The following is a 17,887-nucleotide window of genomic DNA, read 5'->3' as shown; positions in this document are numbered from 1 at the left end:
AATTTCCAGTCAAATCATTGGTAAAATCTGACAATTCTCGGTAAAATAAAAGAAAAAAGAATGGAGTAGTTTCATGACCACTTTTCTCGGAAATCCTGTAACCTTTACAGGTAAACAACTGCAAGTCGGAGACAAGGCACTTGACTTTTCTCTCACGACAACCGATCTCTCTAAAAAAACGCTAGCTGACTTTGATGGAAAGAAAAAAGTCTTGAGTGTCGTCCCTTCTATCGATACTGGTATCTGCTCAACGCAAACACGTCGCTTCAACCAAGAACTTGCTAGCCTTGATAATACCGTCGTTCTCACCGTTTCTATGGACCTACCATTTGCCCAAGGACGCTGGTGCGGGGCTGAAGGTCTTGACAATGCCATCATGCTATCAGACTACTTTGATCATTCTTTTGGACGTGATTATGCCCTCTTGATCAACGAATGGCATCTCCTTGCACGTGCCGTCTTTGTTCTCGATGCTGACAATATCATCCGTTATGTAGAATACGTTGACAATATCAATACGGAGCCAAACTTTGAAGCTGCTATTGCTGCAGTGAAAGAACTGGACTAAAATCAAAGCCATTACGGCAGAAGGCTAGAGAAATCTAGCTTTTTTTGATATACTAGATGGAGAGAAAAGACAAGAGGGAACGAATGACGCCAAATAAAGAAGACTACCTAAAATGTATTTATGAAATCGGTACGGAAATGCAAAAAATCACCAATAAAGAAATTGCTGCCCGTATGCAGGTCTCTCCACCTGCCGTAACAGAGATGATCAAACGTATGAAAAGTGAAAATCTCATCCTCAAGGATAAGGAGAATGGCTATCTATTGACAGATATTGGCCTCAAACTGGTCTCTGAGCTTTATCGTAAACACCGTTTGATTGAAGTCTTTCTAGTTCACCATCTAGACTATACCAGCGATCAAATCCACGAAGAAGCTGAGGTCCTAGAGCACACTGTCTCTGACCTCTTTGTGGAGAGATTGGATAAACTGCTTGGCTTCCCTCAAACCTGTCCCCACGGTGGAACTATTCCTGTTAAAGGAGAACTCTTGGTTGAGATCAACAACCTACCTCTAGCAGATACCAAAGAGGCTGGAACCTATCTCCTGACTCGGGTTCATGATAGCTTTGATCTACTCAAATACTTAGAAAAGCATGAAATTCATATCGGTGACCAACTCCAAGTCAAACAGTTTGATAATTTTTCCAATACCTTTACACTGGTCAACAAAGGTGAAGATCTCCAAGTTAGCATCGATATCGCCAAACAACTCTATGTCGAAAAAATCAACTAACCCCTTATTCCTGAAAGAAGTTCCTTTCAGGGATTTTTTATCATTTTAGTTGTAAGTTCCATTCGTTTGGTGTAGAATGAAGCTAGATAAAAGAGGGAGGTTTTCCTATGAAAAAGCTCTTTAGAATACACTTCGCAGCCATTGCAGTCTCCGATTTGCTACTATTAGCAATTTTTATCTCCAAAACCGATCCCTCTGTAGAGTGGATGCTACTCTCTGGCTTTATTTTCATCCTTGCTCAGGGACTACCGCTATTTCGCTTAGTCAACCGACTCAAACATCAATTCGCTGAGATTTATCCTCAGATTAGTAAAAAAAATCGCCTCTACTATCTAGGGGTTCTCACCATTGATTTTCTATTAATTGTTCTTTTAGCCTTCACGAGTTCTCAACGTTTTTCCTCTCTTATGCCAATCGTTACTTCTTGTCATTCTACTTTTTATTATATAATGGCTAGCCACATAAGAGAAAACTATCCAGACTTTTACGACAAACATATCTCTTTCTGGGAGTGTCTATAAACAAAAACCAAGCCGACTGGCTTGGTTTTCTTATCTATTTTTAGTATCAAGGATAATGGTGACTGGTCCGTCATTGACCAGCTCAACCTGCATATCTGCTCCAAAGATGCCTGTCTGAACAGATACTTCTTGTACTAGTTTTTGATTGAAAGCGTCATAGAAGGCAGCTGCCATATCCGGCTTAGCTGCACCTGTAAAGGCTGGACGATTGCCCTTCTTAGTATCTGCAAAGAGGGTAAACTGAGAAATAGAAAGGATTTCCCCCTCAATATCCTTAACAGACAGGTTCATCCTGCCTTCTGCGTCTGAAAAGATCCGCATATTGACGAGCTTTCGGACAGCATAATCCAGATCTTCCTCTTGGTCCTCTGGTCCTACTCCGACCAGCAATAAAAGCCCTTGATTGATTTTTCCCTGAACCTGACCTTCAATACTCACTCGAGCTTTCTTAACTCGTTGAACGACGATTTTCATAAAAATCCTTTCTAGATCTTAGCCATTGGTTCGTTTGACAGAGTAGACTTCTGGCACACTTTTAATCTTATCAACTACTGTCGTTAGAGTTGAGAGATTTGAGATACCAAAAGACACATGGATATTAGCAAATTTCATATCCTTGGTTGGTTGGGCGTTAACGGTTGAGATATTCTTAGCTGTGTTGGAAAGAACTTGCAGAACATCATTTAAGAGACCTGTACGGTTGAGGCCGTAGATATCGATGTGGGCAATATATTCCTTGCTTGAGAATTGATCTTCCCATTCCACATCAAGGAGGCGTTGTTCGTAGTTTTCTTGGGCGCGAAGGTTCATACAGTCCACACGGTGAATAGCCACACCACGCCCCTTGGTGATGTAGCCGACAATGTTGTCACCCGGCACTGGATTACAACACTTAGCAATCCGAACTAGGAGACCTGAGGCGCCTTCAATGACCACACCGCCCTCATGCTTGACCTTGAGCTTCTCCTTATTCTCAACCTTAACCTCACCACCCTTAACTAACTCATCAGCCTCTGCCCTAGCTTTGGCACGTTCCTCCTCACGGCGTTCCTTTTCAGTCAGACGGTTAAAGACGGTAGTAGCACTGATTTCTCCAAAACCAATAGCAGCAAAGAGGGAGTCTTCTGTCTTGTAGCTGGTCTTTTGAAGGACTTGGTCCATGTGCCGCTTGTCCATATACTTATTAGCCACATAGCCATTCTCTTGGAGCTGATTAATCAGCAGTTCGCGTCCCTTATTAACAGACAATTCCTTGTCTTGGTTTTTAAAGAACTGACGAATCTTGTTGCGCGCCTTGCTGGTCTTAACCATGTTGAGCCAGTCACGACTCGGGCCAAAAGAATTAGGGTTGGTTACAATTTCGACCTGATCCCCAGTTTTGAGCTTGGTTGTCAGAGGAACCATACGGCCATTGACCTTGGCACCAGTCGCTTTTTCACCGACTTTGGTATGAATTTCATAGGCAAAGTCAATCGGGCCTGAATCTTTTGGCAAGGAACGTACAGCCCCATCTGGGGTAAAGACGTAAATCTCCTCCGCCAGATACTCTTCCTTAACGGACTCGACAAATTCCTTGGCATCGTCAGCCTGGTCCTGTAATTCCATCATTTCCTTGATCCAGTTCATACCAATCGCAGACTCTTTGCTGTTGACCTGACCTTTGACTCCTTTCTTATAAGCCCAGTGAGCCGCAACCCCGTACTCAGCCACTTCGTGCATTTCTTTGGTCCGAATCTGGAATTCAATCGGTCCTTTTGGTCCATAGACAGTCGTATGGATAGACTGGTAACCATTGGCCTTACGGTTTGCGATATAATCTTTAAAACGCCCTGGCATGGGTTTCCACAGCTCATGAACATAGCCCAGCATGGCATAGACATCACTCTGGGTATCCAAGATACAGCGAATGGCAATCAGGTCATAAATCTCCTCAAAACGTTTCTTCTTATCCTGCATCTTGCGATAGATAGAGTAGATATGCTTGGGACGGCCATAGATTTTCCCTTTTAGATTGCGTTCGGAAGTGTAGTCCTCTAACTTTGTCACGACTTCATCGACCAAAGCCTCACGCTCTCTGCGTTTTTCCTTCATCATATGAGTAATCTTGTAAAACTCAGTTGGATTGAGATAGCGGAAGGACAAGTCTTCCAACTCCCACTTGACGCTGGAAATCCCCAGACGATGAGCAAGTGGTGCATAGATTTCCATGGTTTCTCTGGAAATGCGTTCCTGCTTGTCTTTTCGTAGGTGGTTAAGAGTTCTCATGTTATGCAAGCGGTCAGATAGTTTGACCAAGATAACACGGATATCCTCAGACATGGCCATGAGCATCTTACGGTGATTTTCCGCTAATTGCTCCTCGATTGATTTGTACTCGACCTTACCAAGCTTAGTCACCCCATCAACAATAATGCGAACATCATGACCAAACTCTTGCTCTAAATCATCCAGTGTCGCATCTGTATCTTCAACCACGTCATGCAAAAAACCACAGGCAACTGTCACGGCATCTAGCTTAAGCTTGGCTAAAATCCCTGCCACCTGAATGGGATGAATAATATAGGGTTCGCCAGATTTACGATATTGACCACTATGGCATTCAACTGCGTAAACCAAGGCTTTATGTACAAAAGCAACATCTTCTTTCGATAAATATTTTTGCGTTAAAGCGACAACCTCATCGCCCGTCAAATTCACTTCTTTCGGCATCTATTCTCTCCAATTCTTCCTACCATTTTATCACTTTTTTAAGAATATTAAAACTAGAAAAGCCTGTTTTCATGCCTAGCCTAAGCAATTAAAAGAAAAAACACTGCAAGAGAGACTCTGCAGTGCTTTGTTATTTTATTTATCTTAGTAAACTGTTTTCTCGGTTTCTACGTCGAAGAAGTGTGCTTTGTTCAAGTCAAATCCAAGTTCAACTGTTGCACCTGTTTGCAAGTAGTCACGAGCATCCACTTTGGCAACAAATTCGTCTTTACCAACTTGGCAGTAAAGGTGAGATTCTGAACCAAGCAATTCTGATACTGAGATTGTTGCTTTGACAACTGATTCTGGGAATGTTTCAAGGAAAGCAGGTTCCGCATTCACGTCTTCTGGACGGATACCGAAGATCAATTCTTTTCCTTCGTAGCCTTTTTCACGAAGAACTTTCAATGCTCCTTCTGGCACTTTCAAACGGAAACCGTCAGAAACAATTTCGTTGCCTTCTAATTTCACATTGATGAAGTTCATAGCTGGGCTTCCGATGAATCCTGCTACGAATTTGTTAACTGGGTTTTTGTAAACTTCTTGAGGAGTTCCGATTTGTTCAACACGTCCGATAGTACCTGTACCAGCAGGGTTTTTAGTTGCTGACATGATAACGATACGGTCAGCAAGTGTCATCGCTTCTGTTTGGTCGTGAGTTACATAGATAGTTGTAGCACCGATACGACGGTGGATTTTCGCAATTTCTGCACGCATTGATACACGAAGTTTGGCATCCAAGTTTGACAAAGGCTCGTCCATCAAGAACACTTTTGCATCACGGACGATTGCACGACCCATGGCAACACGTTGACGTTGACCACCTGAAAGGTCAGCTGGTTTACGATCCAAGAATTCTTTCAAACCAAGGATTGCTGCAGCTTCTTGAACACGTTTGTCGATGTCTTCTTTGCTGTACTTACGCAATTTCAAACCGAAAGCCATGTTGTCATATACAGTCATGTGTGGGTAAAGAGCGTAGTTTTGGAATACCATGGCGATGTCACGGTCTTTTGGAGCCACGTCGTTGACAATCACGCCGTCGATAGATGCAGTACCTTCTGTGATGTCTTCAAGACCAGCAATCATACGAAGAGTTGTTGATTTACCACATCCTGAAGGACCTACGAAAACGATAAATTCTTTATCTTTGATGTCCAAGTTGAAGTCTTCAACTGAGTAGTGTTCGCTGTTTGGATATTTTTTGTAAATATTTTTAAGATTTAATTCTACCATGGAAGGTGAACTCCTTTAATTATTTGATAGATTTATTATATATGAAAACGCTTTACTTTTCTATGGCAAGGTGACCAAAAAAACAAAAAAGTTCTGTGCAACTTGCACAAAACTTTAGAGAATATCTGATAAAATCAACTGATAGCACAAGGTGAGATCGGTCAACTCCTTCAACTGAAGCCCAGTTAATTCTTCCCATCTATCAATCTTGTATTGGAGAGAGTTGCGGTGAAGATAAAGTTGCTGGGCTGTTTTAGTTAGGACGGCACTGTTTTCCCAAAGGGAGAGAATGATTTCCTGAATCTGATCCTGATCCAAGATCATCTGGTGCAGGTATTCCTTGATTGCCTTCAGGTCCACAAGCCTTTCTCCCATACTCCAAAGATAGAGCTGTGAAAAGGTATGAACACCTTGGTGACCCTGACGCCACCATGTCTTAAACAAGTCCCGCTCCGCTTTGATTAAGTCTGATAGGGCTTGATGTCCTGCCTGAGACCACACCTGGCCTAACATGATGGACAGACGAAGGCCAAAGTCATACTCTACTGCCTCAATCGTATCAGATAAGATTGAACGAACAGAGCTGTATTTATCTTGTTGAAGCACGAAAACATAGTCCTGAGCACCGACCTGTAGCACTGTCTGGCAGTTTGGAAAGAGAGTCCGCATCATATCCAGCCAAGAGGCTAGATTTTCCTGTTGGTAATAAGACAGATGGCAATAAACCAACTGAATCTTCTTAAAAGTTTGAGGCGCCTGCCCCTTACCCTCAATCAGATAGGAATACCAAGGATTGAGCGACCTAGCCTGCTCCTGCTGGGTTAAAAGAGCAATTAACTGCTTTTCACGTTCAGTGAGATTGGTCTCTTCCAGTAAAATCCACTGCTGTGAAGACAGAGGAAGAGTAAGATATCCTAGCTTCTCTATTGGCTGATCTGAAATCTGAGCCTCAGGAAACCAGTCTAGTAATTCTTTTGCAAGCATTTCTACTCCTCCACTTTTTGGATACACCACGAAATCAAGGTCTCTAGACGCTCCATATTTCCAGTCAGATGGAGATAGCCCATCACCGCTTCAAAGCCTGTAGACATGCGATAAGTTACGACATCCGCATTTTTAGCCTTTGTGTGGCTATTGGTATTGCGCCCACGTTTATAGATTTCTTCTTCTTTTTCCGTAAGGACTTGCTCCTCCAACATGAGGGAAATCAGGTGAGCCTGAGCCTTTGCTGAGACATACTTGGTCGCCTCTTGGTGAAGTTTATTGGGCTTGCTTATGCCTTTGAGGATGAGGTGGCGACGAATATACATGGAGTAAACTGCATCTCCCTCAAAAGCCAGCGCAATCCCATTAATGAGATTGACCTCAATCACGTATCCACCTCACTCCATCCTTAGTGTCAAGGAGCTTAATTCCTTGAGCAGCCAATTGGTCACGGATTTGGTCCGCTGTCGCAAAGTCACGATTAGCACGCGCTTCTTGGCGTTTTTGAATCAAGGCTTCGATCTCTGCATCCAAAACTTCCTCGACAAAGACAATACCGAAGACCTCTAACATAGCCGCAAGAGTTTGCTTGACACTTGCATCATAGTTGCCGGAGTTGATCCATTTGGCCATTTCAAAGACTACTGTGATACCGTTGGCAGAGTTGAAATCCTCATCCATAGTGGCAACAAACTTATCTTTAAAAGCCTGTAACTCTTGAGCATCTACAGTTCCAAAAAATGGTTGCTCGTAAGTGTTCTTCAGATATTTGAGATTGGTCTCGGCATCATGGACTGCTTTTTCCGTAAAGTTGATTGGTTTACGGTAATGCTGAGTGGCAAAGAAGAATCTAAGGACTTGGCCATCAAGAGTTTTGAGGGCATCATGGACTGTGATAAAGTTACCCAAGGACTTAGACATCTTAACATCGTCAATATTGACAAAGCCATTATGCATCCAGTAGTTGGCAAAAGTCTGACCAGTCTTGGCCTCTGACTGGGCAATTTCGTTGGTATGATGAGGAAACTCTAGGTCAGCTCCACCACCGTGGATATCAATGGTATCGCCTAGAATCTCTGTTGACATAACCGAACACTCGATATGCCAGCCCGGACGGCCTGCTCCCCAAGGGCTGTCCCAGGAAATCTCATCTGGCTTAGCTGCCTTCCAGAGAGCAAAGTCCACTGGATTTTCCTTACGGGCGGTCTCCTCATCTGTCCGACCAGAAGCACCCAGCTCCAAATCTTCCAAGGTTTTATTAGCCAATTTAGCATAGTTGTGGGATTTTTCCACACGGAAGTAAACATCCCCTTGACTCTCATAGGCATAGCCTTTTTCAATCAAGTCTTCCACAAAGCGGATAATGTTAGCCATAAACTCGACTACACGCGGATGGCGAGTCGCAGGTTTCACGCCCAAGGCCGTCACATCCTCACGAAAGGCCGCGATGTACTTGTCCGCGACCTCCTGAGGTGTGATGCCTTCTTCCTTGGCGCGATTGATAATCTTATCATCTACATCTGTAAAATTGGAAATATAGTTGACCTCAAATCCCCGATACTCAAAATAGCGACGAACCGTGTCAAAAGCTACTGTTGAGCGGGCATTGCCGACATGGATATAGTTATAAACCGTCGGACCGCAGACATACATGCGAACCTTGCCCTCTTCAATGGGCACAAATTCACGTAGGCTGCGGGTCATGGTGTCGTAAATTTTAATCATGCGGTCCACTCCCTTCTCTATTTCTGATTTTTTCGGCTGAAAACCAGCTCTGCAAAAGGGCCAAATTGTCTGAGGCTATCCAGTTGGTAAAAGCGCTGCCCTTCCTCTTGGGTAAAGAGGGGAACCCCCTTTCCTAGGATAAGAGGCGCTATCTGAATAATGAGGTGGTCGAAAAGATCCGCATCCAAGAGCGGTCCTACCAAGGAATTACCACCAATCACAAAGACATTTTTGCCTTTGTCAATCTGGTGAACAAAGTCCACCACATCCCCAGCTACTGGCTGGTAATTGCTGACAGGTAGGTGCCTATCATGCGTAAAGACATAGTTTTCCGTAGCTTGATAAAAACTTTCTACATCTTGCAAATCTTGGATTTCCTCAAAGGTTCGCTTGCCCATGATGGTGATATCCATTTGCCTGTAAAAGTCATCATAGCCTGTATCCTCTACAGAACCAAGCTGATGCAGCCAGTCTATTCTGTGCTGGCTGTCTGCCAAGTAGCCATCCATGGTGATACAGCCGTAAAAATATACTGCCATTCTTGTAGTTACCTTTCTAGTTCCTTTGCTATTGTCAAAGCGATAGTGAAAAAAGTCATGGCATCAGCTGTCCGCTCTTCATGGCGTGCATCCCAGGTTCGGTTATGATGATCCACATAGTCAGCTGTGTAGAAGAACTGATAGACTTTACTCTTGCGAAATTGACTCCAAGCCATGATAGCTGAAGCTTCCATATCCACCACTTTGGCTCCAGCAGCCAAGCGACGCTTGACCTTATCAGGCGTTTCTCGATAAAAGGCATCAGTCGTCCAAGACTTGGTGCGGATATGCTCGATATTGTGCTTATCAAAGATGGCTTCCAACTTAATCAACAGTGATTCGTTATAGGCGACTTCATCACCCGGTGGGGCATAGTGATAGCTAGTTCCTTCATCTCGCAAAGCAGCAGCCGGCAGGATGATCTTATCCGCCTCAATTGAGTGGTCCAAAACGCCACAGGAACCTAGCATGATGAAATTCTTGAAGCCTCTGGCCGCCAACTCCTCCAGCTGGCCAATCACTGATGGAGCTCCAATAAGCGCAGTCATGACCGCAACTTGATTTCCATCATAATTATATACATACCAAGGGAATTGACCGTTAAGATTTTTTAAATAGCCTCCTTGATAGACTTTTTCTGACTCAATCAAACGTTGCAGAATTTCTCCATTAAAGGACAGGATGATAGTTTCACAAACCTCACCCTTGTCCATAATCTGCCTATCTGTTGGCTCAATAACCCCAGCTACATCTTCAAATTCCTCTAATAGCATAACTTCTCTTTCTTTAAGGCTTCAGCAAATCCACCTTCATCTTTTCGGCTTCACTTATAGTGAGCCCATTGAGTTACAGTTTGCCAAATTACTCCTTGACAAGACCTCCCAAGATATCTTGTTAGCTGTCCAAAGCAGGCCTTTTTTAGAGCTCCGACGAATGGTGGCTGGCTTCGCGGGCATGCTCCAGCTTGTCCAAATAATATTCTCGCTGTTCTTCCACCTCATGGATGGTCGGCTCATCTTTCTGACCATGAACTCGGACGATCTTAGCAGGAATTCCGACCACTGTCACATCACTTGGAACATCTGCAACAACTACTGCTGCTGCACCTACCTTGGCATTTTCACCAATTTCCACCGGTCCGATAACTTGGGCATGGGCCGATATGAGAGCTCCTTTACGCACAGTCGGATGGCGTTTGCCACAGTCTTTCCCTGTTCCCCCAAGAGTCACCCCATGATAGAGGAGAACTCCCGTCTCAACGATAGCCGTCTCTCCAATCACCAAGCCAGAACCGTGGTCGATAAAGACACCTGATTCTATCTGGGCACCCGGATGAATCTCAATCTGGGTCCAAAAGCGCCAAAACTGACTGTGCATTCGAGCCAGGAGTTTGAAGCCGTGCTTCCAGAGAAAATGCGAGAGACGGTGGGCAGCCAAGGCCTTGACACCTGGATAAGTCAGCAAAACTTCCAAACTGTTGCGTGCCGCTGGATCATTTTCTTTTACAATATCAATGGTTTCGCGCCACCATCCCATACATTTCTCCTTTTCTTATTCTGAATCTTTTGGTGTTTCTGTAAATTCTTTCTTAGGTTTGTGGTCCTTGTGATGACGTGGACGGTGAGGTCGCTCAGACTTTTCGCCTTTTTCATCATGCTCAGGTTTTGGCGGACGAGGAAGAAGCACCTTCATAGAGGCATCGATACGGCCTTTTTCATCAATCTTGATAACCTTGACATCGACTTCATCACCGATAGCTACCAAGTCCTCGACACGGTTGGTACGAGTCCAAGCCATTTCAGAAATGTGCACAAGTGCATCTGTCTTATCAAAGAGATTGACAAAGGCACCGAATTTCTCGATACGAACAACTTTAGCATGGTAAACTTCATCCACTTTCGCTTCACGAACCAAGCCAGCAATGATTTCTTTGGTACGGTTGATAGCATCTTGGTCGCTAGAGTAGATGGACACATTACCCTCTTCGTCGATATCAATCTTAACGCCTGTTTCAGCGATAATCTTGTCGATGGTTTCTCCACCTTTACCGATGACAATCTTAATCTTGTCCACATCAATCTTGATGGTATCAATTTTCGGTGCAGTTGGAGCCAATTCTGGACGAACTTCTGGGATGGTTGCTTCAATCACATCAAGGATTTCAAAACGGGCTTTCTTGGCTTGAGCAAGAGCCTCAGTCAAAATTTCTGCAGTAATTCCTTGGATCTTGATATCCATTTGGAGAGCTGTAATCCCGTCACGAGTACCTGCAACCTTGAAGTCCATGTCTCCAAAGTGGTCTTCCAAACCTTGGATATCGGTCAAGACTGTGTAGTTGTTTCCATCTGAGATAAGTCCCATAGCAATACCAGCTACTGGCGCCTTGATTGGCACACCACCAGCCATAAGGGCAAGCGTTCCCGCACAGATAGAGGCTTGAGATGAAGAACCGTTTGATTCCAAGACTTCTGCTACCAAACGGATAGCGTATGGGAATTCTTCCAAACTTGGCAAGACTTGAGCAAGAGCACGCTCACCAAGAGCACCGTGACCAATTTCACGACGACCTGGTGCACCGTAACGACCCGTTTCCCCTACAGAGTATTGAGGGAAGTTGTAGTGGTGCATAAAGCGTTTCTTGTACTCTGGATCCAAACCATCGATGATTTGAGTTTCACCCATTGGGGCCAAGGTCAAGACTGAAAGAGCCTGAGTTTGTCCACGAGTAAAGAGACCGGAACCGTGCACACGAGGAAGGAAGTCAACAACCGCATCCAAAGGACGGATTTCATCAACCTTACGACCGTCAGGACGAACCTTATCTTCTGTGATCAAACGGCGCACTTCAGCGTGTTCCATTTGTTCTAAGATTTCAGCCACATCACGCATGATACGGTCAAATTCTTCGTGGTCTGCATATTTTTCTTCATACACAGCAGTCACTTGGTCTTTGACTGCTTGAGTTGCAGCTTCACGAGCCAATTTTTCTTCTACTTGGACCGCTTTTTGGAGGTCGCTGTTGTAGGCTGCGATGATTTCAGCCTGCAATTCAGCATCCACATGAAGCAATTTCACTTCCGCTTTTTCCTTACCAACTGCCGCAACGATTTCTTCTTGAAAGGCAATCAATTCTTTAACGGCTTCGTGCCCTTTAAGAAGGGCTTCCAACATGATTTCTTCTGACAATTCTTTGGCACCAGACTCAACCATGTTAATAGCGTGCTTGGTACCAGCTACTGTCAATTCAAGAAGTGAACGCTCTGCTTGTTCTTGACTTGGGTTGATGATGATTTGGCCATCTACATAACCCACTTGTACCCCAGCGATTGGGCCGTCAAATGGAATATCTGAGATAGACAATGCCAATGATGAACCAAACATAGCTGCCATTGGAGCAGAGGCATCTTCATCATAAGAAAGCACGGTGTTGATCACTTGGACTTCATTACGAAAACCTTCCGCAAACATAGGACGGATTGGACGGTCAATCAAACGCGCTGTCAAGGTCGCATCCGTTGAAGGACGTCCTTCACGTTTCATAAAGCCACCAGGAAACTTTCCAGCCGCATACATTTTTTCTTCGTAGTTGACTTGAAGTGGGAAGAAATCCCCAGTTGCCATCTTCTTAGACATAACGGCAGCAGTCAAAACCGTTGACTCACCGTAACGCACAACAACTGAGCCATTTGCTTGTTTAGCAACCTGGCCAGTCTCTACAACCAACTCACGACCCGCAAAAGTCGTTTGAAATACTTGTTTTGTCATTAAAATCCCCTTTGGATTAATTATATTATACGTCTTGCCTACAAAGATCAAGATACTAAGGACGTCAAAAGCAAAGTAAAAATAGGAAACTGACGAAGTCTTCGATGAAGACAAGACAGTTTATCGTTTTTACACAGCTTTTCGGACGGGTTCAATTACACAAGATACTAAGCCGTTAAGCAACTCAAAGGAAAATAGAAAATCGAACGACGGAGCGACTGCTCCTAGGCAGATTTATCTTTTTCCACAGAGTTGTAGGCGTGTTCAGTTACACAGGATACAAAGGGCGTAAAGAATCCCGTATGAAAATAGGAGATTGACGCAGTGTGCGATGCACACTGGGAAATCTATCTTTTTCACTAGGGATTTAGCCCGTGTTCAACTATCTAGATACTTTGAAACATCTAAGAATAATATTCTCTAGCATCTGTCTATTTTTGTTAGATTTAAATTGCTAAAAATCTTTTTATACCCTCATCTTTGTATCAAGTACGTACAGAGTCTATTTTATCATATTTTTCTTAAAAAGTGCGGGCTTTTCTATTAAAAAGGAACCATTCCCCCATGAAAAGAGGAATGGTTTGTTGTTTATTTTATTTAGCGAATTCTTTAGCTCTCACAACTGTCATTTTTCATTAAAAAGCAAGTAAATGACAAGCTGTCGTCTCAGTGGTTAAAGCAAGGTTAGTCTCGCTAACGTTACAGGCAAACTGAAAGACCAAGGCTTGCAGTTTAGCCATGAAATCGAAGATTTGCTGCGGCCTAACCACTTTAGACGAAGTGCTAAAAGAATCGATTATCCTAGAGACTGATGATTAAACAAGGCATGAGTTGCTTGATGGATGTATTTTGCTGTTTCAGCATTGTTCATGGTGTAGAGATGCACACCTGCGACATCCTGGGTTACCAAGTCCACGATTTGATCCACTGCATAGGCAAGTCCTGCTGCTCTGAGCGACTCAGGGTCGTGCTCATACTTGTCTAAGATGGCCTTAAATTTGCGTGGAAGATGGATATTCTCACATGTTTTCAAGAGACGAAGCGCTTGGTTACGGTTAAGAATGGGCATGATTCCCGCATGAATAGGAACATCAATACCTGCCAAGGTACACTTATCTTGGAAATCATAGAAGCGCTCATTGTCAAAGAAAAGCTGCGTTACGAGACTTGAACAGCCTGCATCCACTTTTTTCTTTAGATTTTGAATATCCGAGATCTGGTTTGGCGAATCAGGATGGCCCTCTGGGTAGCAAGCGCCAACAATATCAAAGTGAGGGGCTTGTTCCTTGATGAACTCAATCAAGTCCGTTGCGTAGCGGAAATCCTTTTGTGGTTCCACATCAGGGATAATATCCCCACGTAGAGCCAAGATTTTTCGCACACCAACCTTGTCCAAGTCCGCAAGTGTCTCTGCAACCTTCTCCTTAGTCAGATAGATAGCTGGTAGGTGAGCAATGGTTGGAATCGCCAAGTCATTCTGGATAAAGTCAGCCAAACGAACCGTTGTTTCCTTGATATTAAATTTATTATTGCTGGCAGTCACACTGATAAAGTGAGGTGTCAGCTCCCGCATATCCTGCAAGGCTGAAATAATTTTATCATTACCCACAGCTGGGTTTGGAGGGAACACTTCAAATGAAAGTGACGGAGTTTGGCGTGACATAGTCATTATCCTTTTCTTTTTGATTTCATGATTGCTAAGCCGGCTTGGGCCAAGCAGTTCCTTGATCAGTCAGTGTCACGAGAGAAATCTTATCTTATAATTTCTCACGCGCAGCTTTTGCTGCTTCGACAAGGCGGATCAAGCTTTCTTTCGTTTCTGGAATACCACGTGTTTTCAAACCACAGTCAGGGTTGATCCAAACTTTCTTGCTTGGAACTTTAGCAAGGATTGCTTCGATGGTGTGGTCGATTTCGCCTTCGTTAGGCACACGAGGTGAGTGGATATCGTAAACCCCAGGTCCAACTTCTGTTTGGAAGTTTTTCGCTTTGAGTTCGTCCAAGATTTCAAGGTTTGAACGGCTAGCTTCAAATGAGATAACGTCTGCATCCATGTTGTCGATAGCTGGGATGATATCTGTAAATTCTGAGTAACACATGTGAGTGTGGATTTGTGTGTCTGGCGCTACTGTTGAGTGTACCAAGCGGAAGGCTGGAATAGCCCAGTCAAGGTAGTCTTCGTACCAGTCACTACGACGAAGTGGCAATTTCTCACGAAGAGCAGCCTCGTCGATTTGGATGATTTTCACACCTGCAGCTTCAAGGTCAAGAACTTCATCCTTGATGGCAAGAGCGATTTGAAGAGTTGAGTCCTTGATAGAGATGTCTTCACGTGGGAATGACCAGTTAAGGATGGTAACTGGTCCAGTCAACATACCCTTAACAGGTTTGTCAGTACGGCTTTGTGCGTAGCTAGACCATTTGACAGTGATTGGGTTAAGACGAGTGACATCACCCCAGATGATCGGTGGTTTCACCCCACGCATACCGTATGATTGTACCCAACCATTCTTAGAGAAGAGGTAACCTGATAAGTTTTGACCGAAGTACTCAACCATGTCATTACGCTCAAACTCACCGTGTACCAGCACGTCAAATCCAACTTCTTCTTGCCATTTGATCCATTCGTCGATGGTTTCAGCAAGGAAAGCGTCGTATTCTTCTTGTGACAATTCACCCTTACGGAAGGCCAAACGTTTGGCACGGACTTCCTTAGTTTGAGGGAATGAACCGATGGTTGTTGTTGGAAGGGCTGGAAGTTTAAAGGCTTCTTCTTGGATAGCTTCACGTTCAGCAAAGGCTGGCAAACGAGTGTAGTCTGCGTCTGTCAATCCAGCGATACGCGCACGAAGTTCTGCATTTTCACCCACACGCTCAGTCGCAAAGAGTTCTTTGTTAGCTGCAAGAGCTTCTGCACCTTGACCATTGCGGATAGCATCCAAGTCACGAAGTTCTTCCAATTTTTCAACTGCAAAGGCAAAGTGGTTCAAGATTGCTGGTTCAAATTCTTCGTTAGCAGTTGTAAATGGCACATGAAGAAGTGAGCATGAGCTTGTCAATACGATGTTTTCAGCTGGGATTTGCTCAAGAACAGCCAAGCTCTTTTCGTAGTTATTGCGCCAGATGTTTTTACCATTGACAATACCTGCATAAAGAGTCTTGTCAGCTGGGAAACCACCTTTGACCAATTCAAGAGTTTTCTTACCTTCAACGAAGTCCAAACCAATGGCATCTACTGGCAAGTTCACAAGCTCAGAGTAGACGTCACGAACATCACCGAAGTAAGTTTGAAGCAATACTTCAAGACCTTTTTTATCAGCCAAAAGTTTGTTGTAGAGGTTCAAGAAGAGAGCTTTTTCTTCAGCTGTCAAATCTTTTACAAGAGCAGCTTCATCGAGTTGGATACGAGTTGCACCAAGTTCAGCCAATTTAGCAAAAACTTCTTGGTAAGCAGCTACAAAGCTATCTACGAAGTCTTCTGCTTTCACACCTTCTTCAAAGTCTGATAATTGAAGGAAGGTGAATGGACCTACAAGGACTGGACGAGTGTTGAGATCAAGTTCTTTAGCTTCTTGGAATTCGTCAAAGATCTTGTGACCTGCAAGTTTGACTTGAGTGTCTTTTTCAAATTTAGGCACGATGTAGTGGTAGTTAGTGTTGAACCATTTCTTCATCGGAAGGGCACGCACGTCCCCTTTTTCTCCTTGGTAACCACGAGCCAAAGCAAAGTAGCGTTCAAGTTCTGATAATTCCAAGTTTTGAACGGATGCAGGAACCACGTTAAAGAGGAAGGCTGCATCTAGGAAGTTGTCATAGTGAGAAAAGTCATTTGATGGGATTTCAGTGATGCCTTTTTCTTTGACAATGTTCCAGTGTTTGACACGCAAATCTTTTGCTGCGGCAAGGAGTTCGTCTGCTGAGATTTCTTTTCTAAAGTATTTTTCAGTTGTAAATTTTAATTCGCGGAATTCACCCAAACGAGGGAAACCGATGATTGTAGTTGACATGATGTGTCCTCCAAAATTTGTTGTTAAAACTATCTTAACAGAAAAGAAAGCGCCTGTATAATTGTAAAAAATTAGGCTTTGATATAGCTTGAAACTATATCTCTCTTTTGGACCAAAGAAAAGGACTTGAGACTAGTGTCTCAAATCCTTTGTATAGCTTGTTTTATGTTGCCTTTTAGTTAGAATACTCAAACGAGCTATTTATGTTTCTTATAAGTGACTATGGCTTGTTATTAGAAAAGACTATAGGTTGATACCCTTCTCTCGGAGATTAGCCAGACAGTCCTCATAGTAGGTGTCGTCATGTTCGCTATAGATGGGGCTATTCAGCTTTTCCTCAAACAAGTCTTGATAAGGAGGGCAGATCTTGCCACGGTAGTTCTTGTCCAACCATTCTGGACTGACCTTATAGCCACGGTCAGCCATCTCCTCCATGATCAAGCGATGATAGGCATAGAGACGATAGGGCGAGTGAGTAAAGACATAGTCCACCGTCGCATGCTTTCTGCCCCAGCCATTGCCGCGCAGGGCGCAGCATTCTCGATGTTGCCCCAAAAGTTGAGGACGAGGAAGTTGTGAAATCAAAGCCTCATGCCAAAGTCTCATGGAAGTCTCCTTTCAGTAAAGTCGAATGTTGCAAGTAGGTATTTGGATAGCGTTCCAGCAAGTCTCGAGTCTTAGAAATCAAGTCTTCCTTGGAAGCTTGACCAAAGCGATAGCGATCCAGCAAGAGCATATAGTCCTTTCGCTCAGCATCTGTCGCTTTCTTTTTGAAATAGCCCCAAATATGCTGAAAGGCATTGCAAACCTGACCTCTATGCTCAGGGATTTGACAGGCACGGTCAATCAGTTCTTGTACATGACTGACCTCCACCTGTTCATTCTTGAGATACTGGCGAATCTCATTGTAAATATTGCTGGAATGGCTCAAAACGAGGTATTTGTTTCTAGCCCAGAGTTGTTGGCATTGGGATTTTTTGTTAGTTTGTTCCATGTTTCTCTTTGTTTTCTATCAGTTTCCAGGAAATATGGAAACAAAGTTAAATCTTAAAAATGAGCG

Annotated in this window: 17 protein-coding genes; 3 read left to right on the top strand and 14 right to left on the bottom strand. The window is 43.8% G+C overall.

Annotation, left to right across the window (positions count from 1 at the left end):
- Positions 1–73: 73 nt before the first annotated feature.
- The 3 genes from tpx to BLS46_RS06405 all read left to right on the top strand — a co-directional run bounded on the left by tpx (position 74) and on the right by BLS46_RS06405 (position 1,823).
- Positions 74–568 carry a thiol peroxidase gene (gene tpx, locus BLS46_RS06415; RefSeq protein WP_093586402.1) on the top strand — a complete coding sequence of 165 codons (495 nt, stop codon included), beginning with the start codon at positions 74–76 and terminating at the stop codon, positions 566–568.
- A gap of 83 nt (positions 569–651) precedes the next feature.
- Complete coding sequence (locus tag BLS46_RS06410) at positions 652–1,302, top strand: metal-dependent transcriptional regulator (RefSeq protein ID WP_038804845.1); 651 nt, start codon at positions 652–654, stop codon at positions 1,300–1,302.
- 107 nt (positions 1,303–1,409) lie between these two features.
- Positions 1,410–1,823 (top strand): hypothetical protein, encoded by a 414-nt coding sequence (locus BLS46_RS06405; protein WP_093586400.1) that lies wholly within the window; start codon positions 1,410–1,412, stop codon positions 1,821–1,823.
- Between the two features lie 30 nt (positions 1,824–1,853).
- Here BLS46_RS06405 and dtd read toward each other — a convergent pair whose 3' ends face one another.
- The 14 genes from dtd to BLS46_RS06330 all read right to left on the bottom strand — a co-directional run bounded on the left by dtd (position 1,854) and on the right by BLS46_RS06330 (position 17,821).
- Entirely contained in the window at positions 1,854–2,297 is a 444-nt protein-coding gene (dtd, locus tag BLS46_RS06400) for a D-aminoacyl-tRNA deacylase (protein ID WP_093586398.1), read from the bottom strand.
- Between the two features lie 18 nt (positions 2,298–2,315).
- A complete protein-coding gene (locus BLS46_RS06395; RefSeq protein WP_093586396.1) occupies positions 2,316–4,532 on the bottom strand; it encodes a RelA/SpoT family protein in 2,217 nt (738 codons plus the stop codon).
- A 144-nt stretch (positions 4,533–4,676) separates the two neighbouring features.
- Positions 4,677–5,807 carry an ABC transporter ATP-binding protein gene (locus BLS46_RS06390; protein ID WP_093586394.1) on the bottom strand — a complete coding sequence of 377 codons (1,131 nt, stop codon included), beginning with the start codon at positions 5,805–5,807 and terminating at the stop codon, positions 4,677–4,679.
- Positions 5,808–5,921: 114 nt separating this feature from the next.
- Positions 5,922–6,791: a helix-turn-helix domain-containing protein gene (locus BLS46_RS06385; RefSeq protein WP_093586392.1), complete on the bottom strand. Its 870-nt coding sequence runs from the start codon at positions 6,789–6,791 to the stop codon at positions 5,922–5,924.
- Between the two features lie 2 nt (positions 6,792–6,793).
- Positions 6,794–7,180: a Mini-ribonuclease 3 gene (locus BLS46_RS06380; RefSeq protein WP_093586390.1), complete on the bottom strand. Its 387-nt coding sequence runs from the start codon at positions 7,178–7,180 to the stop codon at positions 6,794–6,796.
- Entirely contained in the window at positions 7,173–8,516 is a 1,344-nt protein-coding gene (gene cysS, locus BLS46_RS06375) for a cysteine--tRNA ligase (protein ID WP_093586388.1), read from the bottom strand. The genes BLS46_RS06380 and cysS overlap by 8 nt, the downstream gene beginning before the upstream one ends.
- A gap of 17 nt (positions 8,517–8,533) precedes the next feature.
- On the bottom strand, positions 8,534–9,055 hold the full coding sequence (locus tag BLS46_RS06370) for a dihydrofolate reductase family protein (protein WP_093586386.1): 522 nt from the start codon (positions 9,053–9,055) through the stop codon (positions 8,534–8,536).
- Between the two features lie 8 nt (positions 9,056–9,063).
- On the bottom strand, positions 9,064–9,828 hold the full coding sequence (locus BLS46_RS06365; protein ID WP_093586384.1) for a nucleoside phosphorylase: 765 nt from the start codon (positions 9,826–9,828) through the stop codon (positions 9,064–9,066).
- Positions 9,829–9,973: 145 nt separating this feature from the next.
- A complete protein-coding gene (cysE, locus tag BLS46_RS06360; RefSeq protein WP_093586382.1) occupies positions 9,974–10,591 on the bottom strand; it encodes a serine O-acetyltransferase in 618 nt (205 codons plus the stop codon).
- 15 nt (positions 10,592–10,606) lie between these two features.
- Positions 10,607–12,820 carry a polyribonucleotide nucleotidyltransferase gene (gene pnp / locus BLS46_RS06355; protein ID WP_093586380.1) on the bottom strand — a complete coding sequence of 738 codons (2,214 nt, stop codon included), beginning with the start codon at positions 12,818–12,820 and terminating at the stop codon, positions 10,607–10,609.
- 796 nt (positions 12,821–13,616) lie between these two features.
- Positions 13,617–14,483 carry a methylenetetrahydrofolate reductase [NAD(P)H] gene (gene metF / locus BLS46_RS06345; RefSeq protein WP_049479138.1) on the bottom strand — a complete coding sequence of 289 codons (867 nt, stop codon included), beginning with the start codon at positions 14,481–14,483 and terminating at the stop codon, positions 13,617–13,619.
- Between the two features lie 94 nt (positions 14,484–14,577).
- Positions 14,578–16,827 carry a 5-methyltetrahydropteroyltriglutamate--homocysteine S-methyltransferase gene (metE, locus tag BLS46_RS06340; protein WP_093586378.1) on the bottom strand — a complete coding sequence of 750 codons (2,250 nt, stop codon included), beginning with the start codon at positions 16,825–16,827 and terminating at the stop codon, positions 14,578–14,580.
- Positions 16,828–17,070: 243 nt separating this feature from the next.
- Entirely contained in the window at positions 17,071–17,433 is a 363-nt protein-coding gene (locus BLS46_RS06335; protein WP_093586376.1) for a TIGR02328 family protein, read from the bottom strand.
- Complete coding sequence (locus BLS46_RS06330; RefSeq protein WP_093586374.1) at positions 17,417–17,821, bottom strand: YbgA family protein; 405 nt, start codon at positions 17,819–17,821, stop codon at positions 17,417–17,419. The genes BLS46_RS06335 and BLS46_RS06330 overlap by 17 nt, the downstream gene beginning before the upstream one ends.
- Positions 17,822–17,887: the final 66 nt, after the last annotated feature.

The organism is Streptococcus sp. NLAE-zl-C503, from assembly GCF_900104285.1.
GTDB lineage: Bacteria > Bacillota > Bacilli > Lactobacillales > Streptococcaceae > Streptococcus.
Note: the sequence above shows the minus strand (reverse complement) of the source record. Positions and strands in the feature narration are given on the sequence as shown.

Bases quoted from the DNA above. Each gene is read 5' to 3' on its own strand.
- tpx (WP_093586402.1), top strand. From the start codon at position 74: ATGACCACTTTTCTCGGAAATCCTGTAACCTTTACAGGTAAACAACTG.
- BLS46_RS06410 (WP_038804845.1), top strand. From the start codon at position 652: ATGACGCCAAATAAAGAAGACTACCTAAAATGTATTTATGAAATCGGT.
- BLS46_RS06405 (WP_093586400.1), top strand. From the start codon at position 1,410: ATGAAAAAGCTCTTTAGAATACACTTCGCAGCCATTGCAGTCTCCGAT.
- dtd (WP_093586398.1), bottom strand. From the start codon at position 2,297: ATGAAAATCGTCGTTCAACGAGTTAAGAAAGCTCGAGTGAGTATTGAA.
- BLS46_RS06395 (WP_093586396.1), bottom strand. From the start codon at position 4,532: ATGCCGAAAGAAGTGAATTTGACGGGCGATGAGGTTGTCGCTTTAACG.
- BLS46_RS06390 (WP_093586394.1), bottom strand. From the start codon at position 5,807: ATGGTAGAATTAAATCTTAAAAATATTTACAAAAAATATCCAAACAGC.
- BLS46_RS06385 (WP_093586392.1), bottom strand. From the start codon at position 6,791: ATGCTTGCAAAAGAATTACTAGACTGGTTTCCTGAGGCTCAGATTTCA.
- cysS (WP_093586388.1), bottom strand. From the start codon at position 8,516: ATGATTAAAATTTACGACACCATGACCCGCAGCCTACGTGAATTTGTG.
- BLS46_RS06370 (WP_093586386.1), bottom strand. From the start codon at position 9,055: ATGGCAGTATATTTTTACGGCTGTATCACCATGGATGGCTACTTGGCA.
- BLS46_RS06365 (WP_093586384.1), bottom strand. From the start codon at position 9,828: ATGCTATTAGAGGAATTTGAAGATGTAGCTGGGGTTATTGAGCCAACA.
- cysE (WP_093586382.1), bottom strand. From the start codon at position 10,591: ATGGGATGGTGGCGCGAAACCATTGATATTGTAAAAGAAAATGATCCA.
- pnp (WP_093586380.1), bottom strand. From the start codon at position 12,820: ATGACAAAACAAGTATTTCAAACGACTTTTGCGGGTCGTGAGTTGGTT.
- metF (WP_049479138.1), bottom strand. From the start codon at position 14,483: ATGTCACGCCAAACTCCGTCACTTTCATTTGAAGTGTTCCCTCCAAAC.
- metE (WP_093586378.1), bottom strand. From the start codon at position 16,827: ATGTCAACTACAATCATCGGTTTCCCTCGTTTGGGTGAATTCCGCGAA.
- BLS46_RS06335 (WP_093586376.1), bottom strand. From the start codon at position 17,433: ATGAGACTTTGGCATGAGGCTTTGATTTCACAACTTCCTCGTCCTCAA.
- BLS46_RS06330 (WP_093586374.1), bottom strand. From the start codon at position 17,821: ATGGAACAAACTAACAAAAAATCCCAATGCCAACAACTCTGGGCTAGA.